This is a genomic window from Streptomyces sp. CoH27 (assembly GCF_020181035.1).
Lineage (GTDB): Bacteria > Actinomycetota > Actinomycetes > Streptomycetales > Streptomycetaceae > Streptomyces > Streptomyces camelliae.
Map to the genome: position 1 here is coordinate 55,443 of NZ_JAIQYY010000002.1, position 16,368 is coordinate 71,810.

At 72.5% G+C, this 16,368-nt stretch carries 14 protein-coding genes and 2 pseudogenes; 4 read left to right on the forward strand and 12 right to left on the reverse strand.

The features are described 5' to 3' along the window. Window positions 1-1,499, reverse strand: a pseudogene (locus LE548_RS03075) (SpoIIE family protein phosphatase); the annotation flags it as partial. Between the two features lie 100 nt (window positions 1,500-1,599). Continuing rightward, the gene (locus LE548_RS03080) at window positions 1,600-2,781 is read right to left on the reverse strand and encodes a DUF6777 domain-containing protein (protein WP_225095037.1); all 1,182 of its coding nucleotides are present in this window, start codon (window positions 2,779-2,781) and stop codon (window positions 1,600-1,602) included. A 130-nt stretch (window positions 2,782-2,911) separates the two neighbouring features. On the opposite strand from LE548_RS03080, the gene LE548_RS03085 reads away from it, so the two are divergent. Then, a complete protein-coding gene (locus tag LE548_RS03085) occupies window positions 2,912-4,333 on the forward strand; it encodes a lipase maturation factor family protein (RefSeq protein ID WP_225095038.1) in 1,422 nt (473 codons plus the stop codon). Here LE548_RS03085 and LE548_RS03090 read toward each other — a convergent pair. The 7 genes from LE548_RS03090 to LE548_RS03120 form a co-directional block, all read right to left on the reverse strand. After that, window positions 4,321-5,145: an amidohydrolase gene (locus LE548_RS03090; protein WP_225095039.1), complete on the reverse strand. Its 825-nt coding sequence runs from the start codon at window positions 5,143-5,145 to the stop codon at window positions 4,321-4,323. The two genes, LE548_RS03085 and LE548_RS03090, sit on opposite strands and share 13 nt — an antisense overlap. Window positions 5,146-5,245: 100 nt before the next feature. Further along, window positions 5,246-6,226 carry an aldo/keto reductase gene (locus tag LE548_RS03095; protein WP_225095040.1) on the reverse strand — a complete coding sequence of 327 codons (981 nt, stop codon included), beginning with the start codon at window positions 6,224-6,226 and terminating at the stop codon, window positions 5,246-5,248. Next, complete coding sequence (locus LE548_RS03100; protein WP_225095041.1) at window positions 6,223-6,978, reverse strand: SDR family NAD(P)-dependent oxidoreductase; 756 nt, start codon at window positions 6,976-6,978, stop codon at window positions 6,223-6,225. Before LE548_RS03100 ends, LE548_RS03095 begins: the two co-directional genes overlap by 4 nt. Beyond that, on the reverse strand, window positions 6,975-8,315 hold the full coding sequence (locus LE548_RS03105; RefSeq protein WP_225095042.1) for an L-fuconate dehydratase: 1,341 nt from the start codon (window positions 8,313-8,315) through the stop codon (window positions 6,975-6,977). Before LE548_RS03105 ends, LE548_RS03100 begins: the two co-directional genes overlap by 4 nt. 38 nt (window positions 8,316-8,353) lie before the next feature. Next, window positions 8,354-9,382 (reverse strand): ABC transporter permease, encoded by a 1,029-nt coding sequence (locus tag LE548_RS03110; RefSeq protein ID WP_225095043.1) that lies wholly within the window; start codon window positions 9,380-9,382, stop codon window positions 8,354-8,356. Beyond that, complete coding sequence (locus LE548_RS03115; RefSeq protein ID WP_225095044.1) at window positions 9,375-10,865, reverse strand: sugar ABC transporter ATP-binding protein; 1,491 nt, start codon at window positions 10,863-10,865, stop codon at window positions 9,375-9,377. The genes LE548_RS03110 and LE548_RS03115 overlap by 8 nt, the downstream gene beginning before the upstream one ends. Then, complete coding sequence (locus tag LE548_RS03120) at window positions 10,862-11,926, reverse strand: sugar ABC transporter substrate-binding protein (protein ID WP_225095045.1); 1,065 nt, start codon at window positions 11,924-11,926, stop codon at window positions 10,862-10,864. Before LE548_RS03120 ends, LE548_RS03115 begins: the two co-directional genes overlap by 4 nt. Before the next feature lie 188 nt (window positions 11,927-12,114). Between LE548_RS03120 and LE548_RS03125 the strand changes: the two genes are divergently transcribed. Continuing rightward, window positions 12,115-12,816 carry a FadR/GntR family transcriptional regulator gene (locus LE548_RS03125; protein ID WP_225095046.1) on the forward strand — a complete coding sequence of 234 codons (702 nt, stop codon included), beginning with the start codon at window positions 12,115-12,117 and terminating at the stop codon, window positions 12,814-12,816. Window positions 12,817-12,834: 18 nt separating this feature from the next. On the opposite strand, the pseudogene LE548_RS03130 reads toward LE548_RS03125, so the two are convergent. Then, window positions 12,835-13,231, reverse strand: a pseudogene (locus LE548_RS03130) (glycosyl hydrolase-related protein); the annotation flags it as partial. Window positions 13,232-13,430: 199 nt separating this feature from the next. Between LE548_RS03130 and LE548_RS03135 the strand changes: the two are divergent. After that, on the forward strand, window positions 13,431-14,786 hold the full coding sequence (locus LE548_RS03135) for an amidase (protein WP_225095047.1): 1,356 nt from the start codon (window positions 13,431-13,433) through the stop codon (window positions 14,784-14,786). Window positions 14,787-14,792: 6 nt separating this feature from the next. Here LE548_RS03135 and LE548_RS03140 read toward each other — a convergent pair whose 3' ends face one another. After that, on the reverse strand, window positions 14,793-15,278 hold the full coding sequence (locus tag LE548_RS03140; RefSeq protein ID WP_225095048.1) for a GNAT family N-acetyltransferase: 486 nt from the start codon (window positions 15,276-15,278) through the stop codon (window positions 14,793-14,795). 73 nt (window positions 15,279-15,351) lie between these two features. Continuing rightward, the gene (locus LE548_RS03145) at window positions 15,352-15,525 is read right to left on the reverse strand and encodes a hypothetical protein (protein ID WP_225095049.1); all 174 of its coding nucleotides are present in this window, start codon (window positions 15,523-15,525) and stop codon (window positions 15,352-15,354) included. A gap of 420 nt (window positions 15,526-15,945) precedes the next feature. On the opposite strand from LE548_RS03145, the gene LE548_RS03150 reads away from it, so the two are divergent. Then, the gene (locus tag LE548_RS03150; protein WP_225095050.1) at window positions 15,946-16,341 is read left to right on the forward strand and encodes a hypothetical protein; all 396 of its coding nucleotides are present in this window, start codon (window positions 15,946-15,948) and stop codon (window positions 16,339-16,341) included. Window positions 16,342-16,368 lie beyond the last annotated feature (27 nt).

Sequence of the window (16,368 nt, forward strand, 5' to 3'; positions counted from 1 at the left end):
CACAGCAGAAGGGTGTCGCCGGGGTCGAGTTCGAGGCTGGAGACGGGGTACTCCAGCCGGCCGAACTCGGCGGACAGGCCCAGCGGCAGCCCGCCGTGGACCGGGGCCCGGCGGCAGGTGCCGTCGGTGTGCCGGATCAGCGGGTCGATGTGCCCGGCGCGCACCGCCTGTACGACTCCGGTGGCCAGGTCGGCCTCGGCGTACAGGCAGGTGGCGAAGCGGTCGGTGTCGAGTTCGTACAGGAAGACGGAGGCGCGGGCCATCACGGTGGCCGGGGTGTGCCCTTCGGCGGCGTAGGCGCGCAGCACGATCCGCAGCTGGCCCATGACGGCCGCCGCGTGGGTGTCATGGCCCTGGACGTCGCCGATGACCGCGCCGACCCGGCCGCCGGGCAGCGGGATCAGGTCGTACCAGTCGCCGCCGATGTCCCGGCCGAGGCCGCCCCCGGCGGTGGCGGCGCGATAGCGGACGGCGACGTCGGCGCCGCGGACGCTGGGGATGGTGCGCGGCAGCATGGCCTGCTGCAGGCCCTGGGCGAGGTCCTTCTCCTGCTCGTAGAGCATGGCCCGCTGCAGGCTCTGCGCGATGCTGCTGCCGAGCGCGACCAGGACGGCGCGCTCCTCGGCGGAGAAGCCGCGCCGGTCGCTGTAGAGCAGGCCCATGGCGCCGATCGGGCGGGCCTGGGCGATCAGCGGGAGATAGGCGGCCGAGGTGATGTGCAGGTCGGTGAGGTGCGGCCAGAGGATCGGGTAGCCCTCGGCGAACTCCTCGGGCGACTCGATGAAGCGCGGCAGGAGCGTGCGCACGACCTCGCCCATCGGGTACGGCTCCTCGATCCGGGTGACCTTGGTGCCGGGCACGGAGGCGTAGGCGGGGCCCTCGGCGACGAGCCGGATCCGGCCGGCCTCCACCAGGCCCATCACCAGGCTGGCCGCGCCGAGATGGCGGACGCCGTGGGTGTCCTTGAGGACGTCGATGACGTCCTGGACGGTGCGGGCGTGGGCGAGGGCGGCGGAGACGACCTGGACGATGTTCGTCTGCTGGCGGAACGCCTCGTCCTGGGCGGCGCGCAGGCTGCGGGCGCTGCTGTCGGCCAGTTCCTCGGTGGCGTCGCGGAGGATGCCGACGACCCGGCGGGGGCGGCCGGTCTCGTCGCGCCGGATGTAGCCCTGGGTGTGGGTCCAGCGGAGGGTGCCGTCGCGGCAGCGGATGCGGAAGTAGCTGCCGTAGTTCTCGCTGCCGTCCTTGATGGCCTGGGCCACCACGGCGTCCATCCGGGCCGCCTCGGGCTGCGGCACCCGGGCGGTGAGGGACTCGGCGCGGCCGTCGTACTCCTCGGGCCGCAGGTCGAAGATCTCGTGGGCCTGGGCGTCCATGTGGAACAGTCCCGTGTCCAGGTCCCAGTCGAAGGTGCCCATGCGGTTGAGCGCCAGGATCGGGTCCGGGTGGGCGGGCCAGTCCGCCGGGAGTGACAGGGCACTCGCTCCCCGATCAGCCATGGGGCCACCTTGCCAGGGATTGCCGGATTCTTCGACCTGATCGGGACGAGGCCGGGGAGCCCACCGGGCGGTGCGTCTCGGGGTGTGGTCCGGGGTGTGGTCAGGGGTGTGGCTGTCCCCCGCCGGAGGCACCGGCGGGGGCGTCGGGCGGGCCGATGTCGTAGGGCGGGTCCAGGGTGAGGTCGAGGGACGGCGGGTTCTGCTGGAGGGCCAGCCCGGGGGCCGGGGCGGAGGGCGCGGTGGTCCCCGGCCGCGGGCTGGGCGGCAGGGTGTACGGCGGTCCCGTGCCCGCGGGCGCCGGGTCCGCCGGGTCCGGGTCGGGCAGGGCGGTGGTGGTCCGGGCGGGCGCGGGGACGATCTGGTCGCGGCGGACGTCATGGCCGATGCGGCGCCCGATCCAGGTGTGCGTCGCGACGTCGAGGATCGTGAAGCCGGCGACGGCGCGGGGTGCCGGGGTCACCGCGATGACCTGGCCCGGCCGGTACCCGGACCAGACGGTGCCGCGGGTGCCGAGGCCGTCGTGGCCCGGTGCGGGCGGCCCCAGCGGGTTGCCGCAGGCACAGCGCACCCGGGGCACGCCCCGGTTGTCCACGAGGACGGCGGTGCCGGCCTGGAGCACGGCCTGGTAGGCGGCCGCCTGCCCGGCACGGTAGGCGTGATTGGTGACCCGGGTGTCGGCACGCAGCATGACGGGGGTCAGGCCGCGCAGATAGCCCGGCAGGTCCGGCGCCGAGATCCCGGCCGCACCGGCGAAGGCGCCGCCCCGGGCCCGGTCCGCCGTCAGATACCCGATCTGCCGTTCGACGTCGCAGCCGGCGACGCGCTCGGTCCCGCCGTAGAGACCGGGCGTCCCGCCCGGCAGCGCGCGCATCGCCGGCAGGGGTACGACGGGCAGCGCGGCCGGGAGGGCCGGCCGCCGGGCGGATGCGGGGACGGTCGGAGCGATGGGGCCGATGCCAGGGGGTGGGGCGGCGGTGGGGGTGAGGGGAACGGCGGGGACGGAGCCGGTGGGGACGGCAGGAGCGGTGGGAACGGCGGAACCGGGTCCGGCCGGAACGGCAGGACCGATGGAGCCCGTGGTGCCGGAGCCCGGAGTCTGGGGCGTGGTCGGCTCGGTGGCCGTGGAGTCGGTGAAGGGGTCGGGCCCCTGGGAGGCGGCGGGCTGGAGGTAGACCTCCGCGCCCAGCGGGGCCTCCCTGACGCCGGGGCGGATGCAGCCGGTCACGAGGAGCGCGGCCGAGAGCACGAGGGCCGTGACGATGGATCCGGTGGGTATCCGCACCGTACACTCCGCATCACTATGGGTGACTTACGCTCTATTGTCTGCATTGCACCCGTTTGGCTGGCAACTCGGGGGGCGGTCATGATGGAAACGGCCCCGGCGGTGCGGCCATGACGAAGGGCACGCAGCCGTGAACTGGTTCACCGCTCCCGACTACTGGCTGAGCCGGCTGGTCCTCCAGCGGGCGCTGGCCGCGCTGTACCTGGTCGCGTTCCTGACGGCGGCCCGGCAGTTCCGTGCCCTGCTGGGCGAGCGCGGCATGCTGCCGATCCCCCGCTTCGTGGCACTGGCCCCCTTCAAGCGGGCCCCGAGCCTGTTCCATCTGTACTACTCGGACCGCTTCTTCGCGGGCTGCGCCTGGGCGGGCTGCGCGGCGTCGGCGGCCCTGCTCGCCGGGGCGGACTCCCTGCTGCCGCTGTGGGCCGGGATCATGCTGTGGCTGGTGCCGTGGGCGCTGTATCTGTCGATCGTGAACGTGGGCCAGACCTGGTACGCGTTCGGCTGGGAGTCGCTGCTGCTGGAGACGGGTTTCCTGGCCGCGTTCCTCGGCAACGACAAGGTCGCGCCGCCGGTCGTGGTGCTGTTCCTGCTGCGCTGGATCCTGTTCCGGGTGGAGTTCGGCGCCGGTCTGATCAAGCTGCGCGGCGACGCGTGCTGGCGCAAGCTGACCTGCCTGTACCACCACCACGAGACCCAGCCCATGCCGGGCCCGCTGAGCTGGTTCTTCCACCATCTGCCCAAGCCGCTGCACCGCGTCGAGGTCGCCGCGAACCACGTCACCCAACTCGTCGTGCCGGTCCTGCTGTTCACCCCGCAGCCGATCGCCTCGGCCGCCGCCGCGCTGATGATCGCCACCCAGCTGTGGCTGGTGCTGTCCGGCAACTTCTCCTGGCTGAACTGGATCACCATCGTGCTGGCCCTGTCGGCACTCCGGATCCCCGGCTCCGCACCGTCCGTACCGCACACGCCCCTCGGGTACGAGATCGTGGTGCTCGCGCTCGCCGCGCTGCTGCTGTACCTGAGCTACCGCCCGGTGACGAACATGATCTCCCGGCGCCAGATCATGAACCGCTCCTTCGACCCGCTGCACCTGGTGAACACCTACGGCGCGTTCGGCAGCGTCAGCCGGGTCCGCTACGAGGTGGTGGTCGAGGGCACGCTGGACGACGTGCCGCGCGAGGACTCGGACTGGCGGGAGTACGAGTTCCGCGGCAAGCCCGGGGACACCCGGCACTGGCCACGCCAGTTCGCGCCGTACCATCTGCGGCTGGACTGGCTGATGTGGTTCGCGGCGCTGTCCCCCGCCTATGCCGGTGAGTGGTTCGGCGGTCTGGTGGAGCGGCTGCTGGAGAACGACCGCGACACGCTGCGCCTCCTGCGCCGCTCCCCCTTCCCGCCGGACACGCCGCCCCGCTACGTCCGGGCCCGCCTCTTCCGCTACCGCTACACCACCTGGCGGGAGCTGCGGGAGACGGGGGCGTGCTGGGAGCGGACGTACGTGCGCGAGTATCTCCCGCCGACGCGGCTGGCAGAGGTGGCTCAGAGGTCGTAGACGCGGGTGGCGGTGGTCTCCAGGATGCGGGTGCGATCGGCCGGGCCGATCAACTGGACGGTCGCGTCGAGGACTTCCCCGTACGTTCCGGCGGTCGTGCACACCGGCCAGTCCGAGCCGAACATCAGGCGGTCCGGCCCGAAGGCGTCCAGGACGGTCTCGGCGTACGGGCGCAGGTCGGCGACGGTCCAGGAGGCGGGGTCGGCCTCCGTGACCATGCCGGAGAGTTTGCAGACGGTGTTGGGCAGGGCGGCGAGGGAGCGCAGGCCGGTGGCCCAGGGTTCGAGGGCCCCGGATGCGATCGGTGGCTTGCCCAAGTGGTCGAGGACGAAGGTCAGTTCAGGCAGGGACGCGGCCACCTCGGCGCAGGCGGGGAGCTGGTGCGGCAGGACGACGAGGTCGTAGACGAGGCCGGCGTCCGCGATCGCCCTCAGACCCCTCAGGACGTCCGGGCGCAGCAGCCACCCCGGGTCGGGCTCGCCCTGCACCTGGTGCCGCATGCCCTTCAGGTGGGTGCCGCCCGGGAGTTCGCGCAGCCGGGACAGTTCCTCGGCGATGCCGGGGCGCGTCAGGTCGGTCCAGCCGACGACGCCGGCGACGAGGTCGTGCGCGTCGGCCAGGGCCAGGAACTCCGGGGTCTCCTCGGGCACGGTGACCGTCTGGACGAGGACGGTGCGGGTGACTCCGGCCGCACGCGCCTCGGGTTCGAGGTCGGCGAGGCCGAAGTCGCGCCTGAGCGGGCTGTGGTGCGGGATCCAGTCCTGGTCCCGTACCGAGAGGTCCCACACGTGGTGGTGGGCGTCGACGGTCACGGCAGCTCCCGGACGACGGGCAGTGCGGCGTCGGCGCCTTCGCCGGAGCAGTCGTGCACGGCGAACCGGTCGCCACGGACCTTGGTGTGCAGCTCGGCTCTCATGACGGACCCTCCTCGGTGCTCAGGAGGCCTGACTCCCGCAGCTCCTGCCAGAATTCCACCGGGACGCGGGCCGCGAACTGGTCGGCACAGTCGTGGACTTCGGCTGCCGAACGGGGTCCGGTCAGCACGCAGGCGACGGCCGGGTGGGCGGCTGAGAAGGCCAGTGCGGCGGCGCGCAGGGTGGTGCCGTGCCGTTCGGCGACCGCCTTCATCCGCGCGGCCCGTGCAAGCAACTCATCGGGTGCCCGACCGTAGTTGTACGTCGCATCGGGTCTCGGGTCGGCCAGCAGGCCCGAGTTGAAGACCCCGCCGAGGACGACCGACACCCCGCGCTCGGCGGCCAGCGGCAGCAGTGCGGTGGCGGCGCTCCGGTCGAGCAGGGTGTACCGGCCCGCGCACAGAACCACGTCCACGTCGGTGTCGCGGACGAACCGGGTGAGCATCTCCGTCTGGTTCATGCCCGCGCCGATCGCGCCCACCACGCCCTCGCCGCGCAGCTTCTCCAGGGCCGGATAGCCCTCGTGGAAGGCCTGTTCGGCGTGGTCGTCGGGGTCGTGCAGATACACGATGTCGACGCGGTCCAGGCCGAGCCGGGTGAGGCTGGCCTCCAGGGAGCGGCGGACGCCGTCGGCGCTGAAGTCCCACACGCGCCGGTGGGTCGCGGGTACGGCGAAGCCGTGCGCCAGGTCGTCGCCGGTGCCGTCGGCGTCGTCGGCGGGTTCGAGGCGGCGGCCGGCCTTGGTGGAGACCGTGTAGGCGGCGCGGTCGTGCTCCCGCAGGGCCGCGCCCAGCCGGCGTTCGGACAGGCCGAGGCCGTAGTGCGGGGCGGTGTCGAAGTAGCGGATGCCGCGCTGCCAGGCGGCGGCCACGGTGTCGTGCGCCTGCCGGTCGTCCAGTGCGGTGTAGAGGTTGCCGATCGAGGCGGCGCCGAAGCCGAGCGGGGTGACCTCGACGCCGCTGCGGCCGAGCCGTCTCACCGGCCCGCCGGGCGCAGCCTCAGGCCCTGCATGCCGCCGTCGACGGCGAGCGCGGTGCCGGTAATGGCACCGGAGAGGGGTCCGGCCAAGTAGGCGATGGCACCCGCGACTTCGGCGGCCGAGACGAGGCGGCCGGTGGGCTGGCGGGCCTGAAGGGCGGCGCGTTCGGCGGCCGGGTCGGGGGCCGCGTCCAGCAGCCGGCCGACCCACGGGGTGTCCACCGTACCGGGGTTGACGCAGTTGACGCGGATGCCCTCGCGGACATGGTCGGCGGCCATGGCGAGGGTCAGGGAGTACACGGCGCCCTTGCTGGCGCTGTACAGGGCGCGGCTGGGCAGTCCTGCGGTGGCCGCGATGGAGCAGGTGTTGACGATCGCCGCGTGCCCGGAGCGGCGCAGATACGGCAGGGCGGCGCGGGCGGTGCGGACCATGCCGAGGACGTTGACGTCGAAGACGTGCCGCCACTCGGTGTCGTCGTTGTCCTCGACCGTGCCCTGGGCGCCGATGCCGGCGTTGTTGACCAGGATGTCCAGCCCGCCGAGGTCGTCGGCGGCCCGCTCGACCGCCGTCCGTACCGAGGTGTCGTCGGTGACATCGGCCCGGTACGCCAGCAGCGGCTTGTCGACGCCGGCGGTGTCCCGGTCGAGGACGGCGACCTGGGCGCCGCGCGCGGCAAGGAGGTCGGCGGTGGCCCGGCCGATACCGGAGGCGCCGCCGGTGACCAGGGCCTTCAGGCCGGCGAACTCGCTCATGCGGCCTCTCCCTTCTGGGTGTCGGGGTCGGCGGCCCAGTAGGTGCCGCCGGGGAAGGTGTAGCGCGCGACGGACTCCGGGCGCAGGGCGGCACAGAAGCCGGGCTCGGTGGGCGCGGTGTAGTGGCCGGCGCGGATGACGACCGGGGTGACGAAGTGTTCGTGGAGGTGGTCGACGTATTCGATGACCCGGTCCTCGGTGGTGCCGGAGACCGCCACGTAGTCGAACATCGAGAGGTGTTGGACGAGCTCGCACAGGCCGACCCCGCCGGCGTGCGGGCAGACCGGGACGCCGAACTTGGCGGCGAGCAGCAGGACGGCGAGGTTCTCGTTGACGCCGGCGACGCGGGCGGCGTCGATCTGGACGATGTCGAGGGCACCCGCCTGGAGCATCTGCTTGAACATGACGCGGTTGTGGACGTGTTCGCCGGTGGCGACCTTCACCGGGGCCACCGCACGGCGGATCGCGGCGTGCCCGAGGACGTCGTCGGGGCTGGTGGGCTCCTCGATCCAGTACGGGCCGAACTCGGCGAGGGCCCGGGTCCAGCGGATCGCCTCGTCGACGTTCCAGCGCTGGTTGGCGTCGACGGCGAGGCGGATGTCCGGTCCGATCACGGCGCGGGCGACCCGGCAGCGCCGGACGTCGTCGTCGAGGTCGGCGCCGACCTTCAGCTTGATCTGCGTGAAGCCGTCGGCGACGGCCTGCGCGGCGAGCCGGCCGAGCTTGTCGTCGTCGTAGCCGAGCCAGCCCGGGGAGGTGGTGTAGGCGGGGAAGCCGCGCTCCAGCAGCCGCGCACGGCGCCCCTCGGCGCCCTCCTTGCCCCGCCTGAGCAGGTCGAGGGCCTCCTCGGGGGTGAGGGCGTCGGTGAGGTACCGGAAGTCGATCTGCGCGACCAGCCACTCCGGGTCGGCGTCGGCGAGCAGCTGCCACAGCGGCTTGCCGGCCCGGCGGGCGGCGAGGTCCCAGACGGCGTTGACGACGGCCCCGCTCGCCATGTGCATCACGCCCTTCTCGGGGCCGAGCCAGCGCAGCTGGCTGTCGCCGATCAGGTCCCGGAAGAGCGCGCCGGGGTCGGCGCACAGCTCCGCCACGTCACGGCCGAGCACATGGTCGCGCAGCGCGTCGATCGCGGCGACCTGGACGTCGTTGCCCCGCCCGATGGTGAAGACGAATCCGTGTCCCTCCAGCCCGTCGGCGGCGTCGGTGCGCAGCACCACGTAGGCCGCCGAGTAGTCGGGGTCCGGGTTCATCGCGTCGGAGCCGTCGAGCTCGCGCGAGGTGGGGAAACGGATGTCGTGGGTGTCGACCGCGGTGATGCGGGCGGGGGCCTGGGACACTGAAGTCCTTTCCGTCAGGGGGCGGTTGGTGGCTGGGGTCAGTCCTGGGCGCGGCCCGTCGTCACGCGGGCGATCATGAGGGCGACGAGGATGATGCCGCCGTAGATGGCCTGGATCCAGAACGACGGGACCTGGGCGAGGGTGAGCAGGTTCTGTACGACGCCCAGCAGCAGGACGCCGGTCAGGGCGCCGGACATGGTGCCCTTGCCGCCGTCCAGGCTGATGCCGCCGATCACCGCGGCGGCGAACACGGTGAAGATCATGTTCTGGCCCTGGTTGGCGCTGATCGCGCCGACGTACCCGGTCTGCAGCAGGCCGCCGATCGAGGCGAGGACACCGGCGACGACGTACACACCGAGCATCACCCGGTCCACGCGGACCCCGGCCGCACGGGCGGCATCCGCGTTGCCGCCGATCGCGTACAGGGCGCGGCCGGTGCGGTGGTACTTCAGCAGGAACCCGGTGACGGTGAAGGCGACGGCGGCGAGCCACACGGACATCGGGACGTTGAGGAAGGTGGTGGTGGCCAGGGAGGAGAAGCTGTCGGGCATGCCGAACAGGGTCTTGGCCTTGGTGGCGCCGACGAGCAGGCCGCGCAGCACGATGAGCATCGCGAGGGTGACGATGAAGGCGTTGAGCCGGAACTTCACGACGAGCACGCCGTTGAAGGCGCCGATGGCCGCGCCGACCAGGGGAATCGCGAGCAGGGAGAGGGCGGCGGGGAGTTCGGTGCCCCAGCCGGACTGGCCGGCGGGCAGCACCAGCAGGGCGCCGACGGCTGGTGCGATGCCGACGACCGACTCCAGGGACAGGTCGAACTTGCCGGTGATCAGGACGAGGGACTCGGCGAGCACGACCATCGCGAGCGCGGCTGAGGCACCGAGGATGGAGATCAGGTTCCGCTCGGTGAGGAAGGAGTCGTTGACCAGGGCGCCGAGCACCAGGAGCAGCAACAGGGCGGGAACGAGGGCGAGTTCGCGGGCGCGGCGGAGCAGGACAGCTCTGGCCGGCCGCGCGTCCGGGGTCTTCGGGGGCGCGAGCTGTGGGGCCGCCCGGGTCTCAGCCATGGTCAACTCCTTCGATGGAGGCGATCAGCTCGTGGTCGTGCCAGCCGGCCGGGTGCTCGGCGACGACACGGCCGTGGAAGAGGACGAGGACGCGGTCGCAGCGGCGCAGGTCGTCGAGTTCGTCGGAGACGACGAGCACGGCGGTGCCGTCGTCGCGGGCGCTGTCCATGCGGGCGAGCAGGGACTCCTTGGACTTCACGTCGACGCCGGCGGTGGGGTTGATCAGGACCAGCAGCCGGGGGCCGGAGGCGAGGGCGCGGGCCATGACGACCTTCTGCGCGTTGCCGCCGGACAGGTCGGACACGGGCTGGTCGGGGCCTTCGGCGTGGATGTCGAGGCGGTCGATCAGGTCGGCGGCGAACCGGCGCCGCCGGTCGGTGCCGACGAAGCCGGCCCGGCCGAGCCGGTCCAGCACGCTGAGCGTGGCGTTGTCGCCGATGCTCATGCCGGACACCAGTCCCTGCTCGTGCCGGTCGCGCGGCACACAGCCGACCCCGGCCCGCAGCGCGGCCCGCACATCGCCGAACGGAAGCCGTTCGCCGTCCAGTCGGGCGGTGCCGCCGGTCGGGGTGTGCAGTCCGGCGAAGGACTCGGCGAGTTCGGTGTTGCCGCTGCCGCTGGACCCGGCGAGTCCGACGACCTCGCCGCGCCGGACGGTGAGGTCGACGTTCTCGTACGCCGGTGAGGTGAGCCCGCGCGCCGCCAGCAGTACGGCGGCGTCCTCATCGAACTGCCGTGCTTCTACGGCCTGTTCGGCGACGGTCTCCCCCGCCATGGCCTCCACCAGGGCCGCCTTGGGCAGGCCCGCGACCGGGGCGGTGGTGATCCAGCGGGCGTCGCGCAGCACGGTGACGGCCTGGCAGACCTCGTAGACCTCCTGGAGGTGGTGCGAGATGAACAGGAAGGTGACGCCGGAGTCCTGCAGGGAGCGCATGCGGGTGAAGAGCCGCTCGATCTCCCGGTTGTCGAGCTGGGCGGTGGGTTCGTCCAGCACGATGAACCGGGCGCCGAGGCTCAACGCCCGTGCGATCTCCACCATCTGGCGGTCCTCGACCCGGAGGTCGGCGGTGCGCGCCTCGGGATCGACGTGCACGTCCCAGGTGCCGAGCAGCTCGGCGGCGTCCCGGCGCAGCCGGCGCCAGCTGATGAGACCGCGGCCGGTGGGCTGCCGGTTGAGGAACAGGTTCTCGGCGACGGTCAGCTCCGGGACGACCGTCGGTTTCTGGTAGACGCAGGCGACCTTGCGGCGCCAGGCGTCCCGGTCGGCCGGCGGGGGCGCGGGCTCGCCGTCGAAGCGGACCGTGCCCTCGTCCGGGGCCTGGAGTCCGGTGAGGATGCCGACCAGGGTGGACTTGCCGGCGCCGTTGCGGCCGACCAGGGCGTGGGACTCGCCCGCGTGGACGGTGAGCCGGCCGTCGGCGAGAGCGACGGTGGGGCCGTACCGTTTGACGATGCCTTCGGCTTCAACGAGCGGTGTACTCATTTGACCGTGTTGCCCCACAGCTTGGGGTCGTCGACGTCGGCCTTGGTGACCAGGGGTGCGGGCAGCTGGTCCTCCAGGATGCCGCTGGGCAGCTTGACGATCGTGGAGCCGTGGTCGGTCGGGCCGGGCCGGAACGTCTTCCCGGCCATCGCGGCCTTGATGTAGTACAGGCCGTACTGGGCGTAGGCATCGGCGGGCTGGGAGACCGTGGCGTCGATCTGGCCCTTGCGGATGGCGTCGAACTCCTGCGGGATGCCGTCGTTGGAGACGATGGTGACGTGGCCCTGCTGCCCGGCGGGCTTGAGCATGTTCTTGGACTTCAGGGTCTGCAGGGTCGGCGCGAGGTAGACGCCGCCGGCCTGGAGGTAGATGCCCTTGATGTCGGGGTTGGCGCCCAGCAGGGTGTCGAGCTTGGCGGCGGCGGTGTCGGACTCCCACTTGGCGGGGATCTCCAGCACCTTCAGCTTCGGGTACTTCTTCGTCACACAGGACCGGAAGGCCTCGGAGCGGTCGCGGCCGTTGACCGAGGCGAGGTCGCCCATGATCTGCACGACCTTGCCGCTGCCGACGTGCTGTCCGAGGTAGTCGCAGGCCTTCTCGCCGTACGCCACGTTGTCGGCGCGCACCACCATGGCGACCTTGCCCTTGTCGGGCGCGACGTCCACGGCGACCACGGGAACGCCCTTGCGCTCGGCCTGGTCGAGCCCCGCCTGGATGGCGGCGCTGTCCAGCGGGGCGACCACCAGTCCCTTGACGTCCTGGGTGAGTTCGTTGTCGATGTCGGTGATCTGCTGCGAGGGGTCGCTGTTGGAGTTGACCGTCTTCAGCACCTCGACGCCCTCGGACTTCGCCATCTTGGGCACGTAGTCGTTGTACGACTGCCAGAACGGCGAGGTCAGCAGCGGCAGGATCACACCCACCTTGCCGGTGCCGCCACCCCCCGCGCTCGCGGTGTCCTTGGTGCTGCCGCAGGCGGCGAGCATGAGCGAGGCGCCGGCGGCCAGAGCCACCGCGCCGATGATCCGTGACCGCTTGCGTTTCCACACTGTGCTGGCGGGCATCTCGCGGCTCCTCGTCGAGGGTGGTGTCGAGGGTGTGGTCCGAGGGTTTTCAAGCAGACGCCGCATACTTATCAGACCAATGAGACGAGACAACACCCTCTTGCAGCGAAATTCCCGCCCAGCGCGGCATAGTGGTCGGACCACTACGCTGGTTAGACTGCGTCGCACCGGGTGACTGGAGGAGTGGCGTGGACGAGGCAGCACCGCAGAAGGGCACGGTGACCCAGCGCGCCATCGAGCAGATCAAGGCGATGATCGCCGAGGGCCGGCTGGAGCCGGGCCAGCGGCTGCCCACCGAGCGGGATCTCGCGGTCCAGCTCGGCATCTCGCGCAGCTCGATGCGGGAGGCGATTCGTGCGCTGACGGTACTGGGCGTCCTGGAGGCCCGGCACGGATCCGGCATCTACGTCACCGCACTGGAGGCCGGCGACCTGCTGGAGACCTTCGGGGTGGTCGCGGATCTGTCCCGGGGACCACGGCTGGTGGAGCTGCTGGAGGTACGGCGGATCCTGGAGTCCACGGCCACGGCGCTGGCCGCCGCACGGATCACCGACAGTCAACTCGCCACCGTGGAGAAGCACTTGGCCGCGATGAACGCCTCCGACGACCCCGAGGAGATCCTCGCCCACGATCTCGCCTTCCACCGGGAGATCGCCGCTGCGGCGGGCAACGAGACCATGGCGGCGATCCTGGAGGGACTGTCGTCGCGCACCTTCCGGGCCCGGGTGTGGCGGGGGTATCAGGAGGAGGGGGCGTTCGCGCGGACGCGGCGCGAACATACGGCGATCCACCGGGCCCTCGCCGCGCGGGATCCGGAGGCGGCGAGGGCTGCGGCGGCCGCGCATGTGGGTGAGGTGGAGGAGTGGTTGCGGGCCCAGCTCGGGCCCTGAGGCAGGGGGCGGGCCGCAGGCTCGGCCGAGTCGCAACGTCACCGACTGGAACGGCCGCAGGAGCAAGGGGACGCTGACGCCGTTGCGTTCCGCCGCCTCCGGCAGCGATCGTTCCAGCAGGTCCGTCACCGTCACGTCCGCGACCTCGAAGCCCGCCGTGAGCGTCGTGCGAGCCCTGCCCCCGTGCACCCCGTGGCAGCGGACCACCACATCGCCGCTGCCGTCGTCGCCGAGTCTCACCGCCGTGATCACGACGGCGTCGTTGTCGACGCTCACCAGCGGGGACTGCGTCGTGCGCGCCGGTGATCGTCCGTTCCGGCAGGTTGATCCGCCGGCCCTCGTGGACCGCGTCGGCGATCCCCGCGCCGGGAACGGGTGCGCGCCGGAAGCCGTGGACCCCTGGTCGGTCTCGGGGAAACCCCCGAGGCGCACCTCGGGCTGTTCCGTGCGGCTCTCGATCCGCGGGTACCCGGCGAGGAGCGGCCGCGGATCCCCGGCCTGCTGCCGGGCGACCTGCGAGCCCGCGCTGCCGGCGGCCTCTCGACGTAGCGCCGCCGAACCGGCACAGTTCTCGGTGCACCTTGCCTGATACCAGCGAGTAACGAGGAGTGCCCGTGGGGAACTGGGCCGGCCGGACCGCCGCAGAGATCGCCGCCGCCGTACGCGCGAAGGAGGTCACGCCCCGGGAGGTGGTGGCGGAGCACCTCGCGCGGATCGAGCGGCTCGACGGGCGGGTCGGGGCCTTCCGGAAGGTGCGATCCGAGGCGGCGCTCGCCGAGGCCGACGAGCTGGCCTCGCGCGCCGACCTGGCCGAACTTCCGCTCGCGGGTGTGCCGTTGGCCGTGAAGGACAACCTGGCGGTGCGCGGCGAGGCGCATCGCGACGGCTCGGCCGCCACGCCCGGCACCCCGGCCGACGCGGACCATGTCACGGTGGCCCGGCTGCGGGCGGCCGGAGCGGTGGTCGTGGGGCTGACGAACGTGCCCGAGCTGTGTGTCTTCGGCACCACGGAGGGTGTGTACGGCACGACCCGCAATCCGTGGGACCTCTCCCGTACGGCGGGCGGCTCCTCCGGCGGCAGCGCGGCTGCCGTGGCCGCGGGGCTGGTGCCGCTCGCGCTCGGCAACGACGGCATGGGCTCGCTGCGCATCCCGGCGGCGAACTGCGGTCTGGTCACACTGAAGCCCGGGCACGGGGTGGTGCCGGCCGGGATAGGCCACGGCGACTGGTTCGGCATGGCGGAGAACGGCCCGCTCGCCACCACGGTCGAGGATCTGCGGCTGATGCTGGACGTGCTCGCCGGCAGCGCACTCCCCAGGGCGTCGGAGCCCGTGTCGCTGCGGGTCGCCGTGGCCCTGCGCAGCCCGCTGGCCGGGATCAGCGTGAGCAGGCCGTATACGACCGCGGTGCGGGAGGCTGCCGGTGTGCTGGCGCGGGGCGGGCACCAGGTGCGGCGGGCCGAGCCGCCCTATCCGCTCTCCCTGGGCGTGACCGCGCTGCGGCACTGGACGGCGGGGACGGCCGTGGACGCCGAGGGCCTGGACCCGGCCCGGCTGGCCCGGCGGACCCGGGTGCACGCGGCGCTGGGCCGGCGTTCCGTCGGCTCGGTGCGGACCGGCGACGCCCGCGAGCGGCTGCGTGCGCATCTGACGCCCTTCTTCACCGAGCACGACGTCCTGCTCACCCCGGCCCTGGCCCGCCGCTCCCCCGCGGCCGGTCCCTGGCACGAGCGCGGCTGGCTGCGCAACATCCTCGCCAACACGGCGTACTCCCCGTTCACCCCGCCGTGGAACCTGACGGGCTGGCCGGCGATGTCGGTCCCGCTCGGCACCCTGCCCTCGGGCGCCCCCTGCGCCGTACAGCTCGTCGGACGGCCGGGCTCGGAGGACGTCCTGCTGGGGCTGGCGCAGGAGCTGGAGAAGCGGCGGCCCTGGCAGCGGACGGCACCGATGACCGGTGCCGGCTCCTGAACCTGTCTATTCCAGGGACCGGTACATGATGTGCAGCCCCACCCGGCCGTGCCGGGGGTGGTCGTACGCCTGCGGGACCGTGCCCAGGATCGTGAAGCCGAGGGAGGTCCACAGGGCGACAGCGGGGTTGGTCTCGACCACGGCGTTGAAGACCATCGCGCGGTAGCCGTGCGCCCTGGCCTCGGCCAGGACGTGTTCGGCGAGGGCTCGGCCGACGCCCTGGCCCGTGTGGTCGGGGTCGACCATGAAGCCGGCATTGGCCACGCGGGCGGCGGGGCCGCCGTAGTTGGGGGCGAGGTAGGCCGAGCCGACCACGTCTCCCGCGGGGTTCTCGGCGACGTACACGCGCTTGGCCGGGCTCATCCACAGGGCGCGGGCGTCGTCCTCGCTCGTTTCCGGGTTCCAGGCGTAGGTCTCGGCGGCGGCGACGATCCGGTGCCAGAAAGGCCAGATCCGCGGCCAGTCGGCGGCCGCGGCTTCTCTGATCAGCATGGGCGTGAGTCTGCCAGGCCGGCCCCGGCAGCCACGCCCACGCGTACGGCGATCGCGAACGGATCCGCCCGGCTCAGTCGACGCTGGGCAGGATGTGCGGCTCGGCGAGGTCGTCCTCGTAGCCCGCGAGGCGGATGGGCGCCGACCGGGCCCACACGTCGAGGCTGCCGAGCTCGCCGGGCCGTCGGCTCCCGCGCTCCGTCTGTTCCTCGGGGCGTTGCTCGCGATTCGTCTTCTCCGATGTCACCGCGCACTCCTTATGTGTCGGGTCACCCTCGGGGACCTGCCGGACAGCATGTGCTCCGGTGCTGGACGCCCGCTCGGGTCTGGATGGAAGGCCAGTTCGGACGCGGTGGCGCCGGTACGTACGGACGTCGGGTGTGGGTGGGACCCAGTACTGCTGTCCGTTCCTTACAGGGTAACCAAATGAGCGGAGGTCCGCTCGATAGGGAGTGCAAACAAGCTGTAACTCCTATGAGTCATGCGGCACCTCAATGACCCTCAATATGCCGCTATATGCCACAAAGCGCATCACTCGCCCCACACCTCGATTCACCCGGTTGGTCTACTGGGCGACGCGGCACGGTTCAGGTGCTGTTGGCCGAGCGGCAAGCTCGCCCTGATCTGCTGGTGGCGGACAACGGCTGTCTCGCGGAAGGACTGACGCATGGAGCTGCGCAGCGTCGAGGAGCTGATGGATCTGCTGTACGCCGGCCGGCATCAGGACGCGCTGCGGACCGCGGCGCTGCTGCGCCGAAGCCGTCCCGCCGACAAGGAGCTCCAGGTGGCGGGGCTGGTGCGCGGGATCGGGCCGGTACTGCGCCCGGGGGACGAGGCGGGCCGGGCCCGCAGCGCGGCCGAGGCGGTGCGTCCGCTGCTCGGGGAGCGGGTGTTCCGGCTGGTACGCGGGGACGGCTCGCCCGCCGACGACGATCTGCTGCGGCTGCGCCAGGCCGCCGAGGAGGGCCGGACCGCGGCCTTCGACGCCGGTGTGCTGGAGGACTGGCGCACCGTCCTGGAACTCCTCGCGGCCCGGCACGCGAGGCTCGGCGCCGTGGACTGAGGGCTTGCACACCCCTGTTCTCTGACG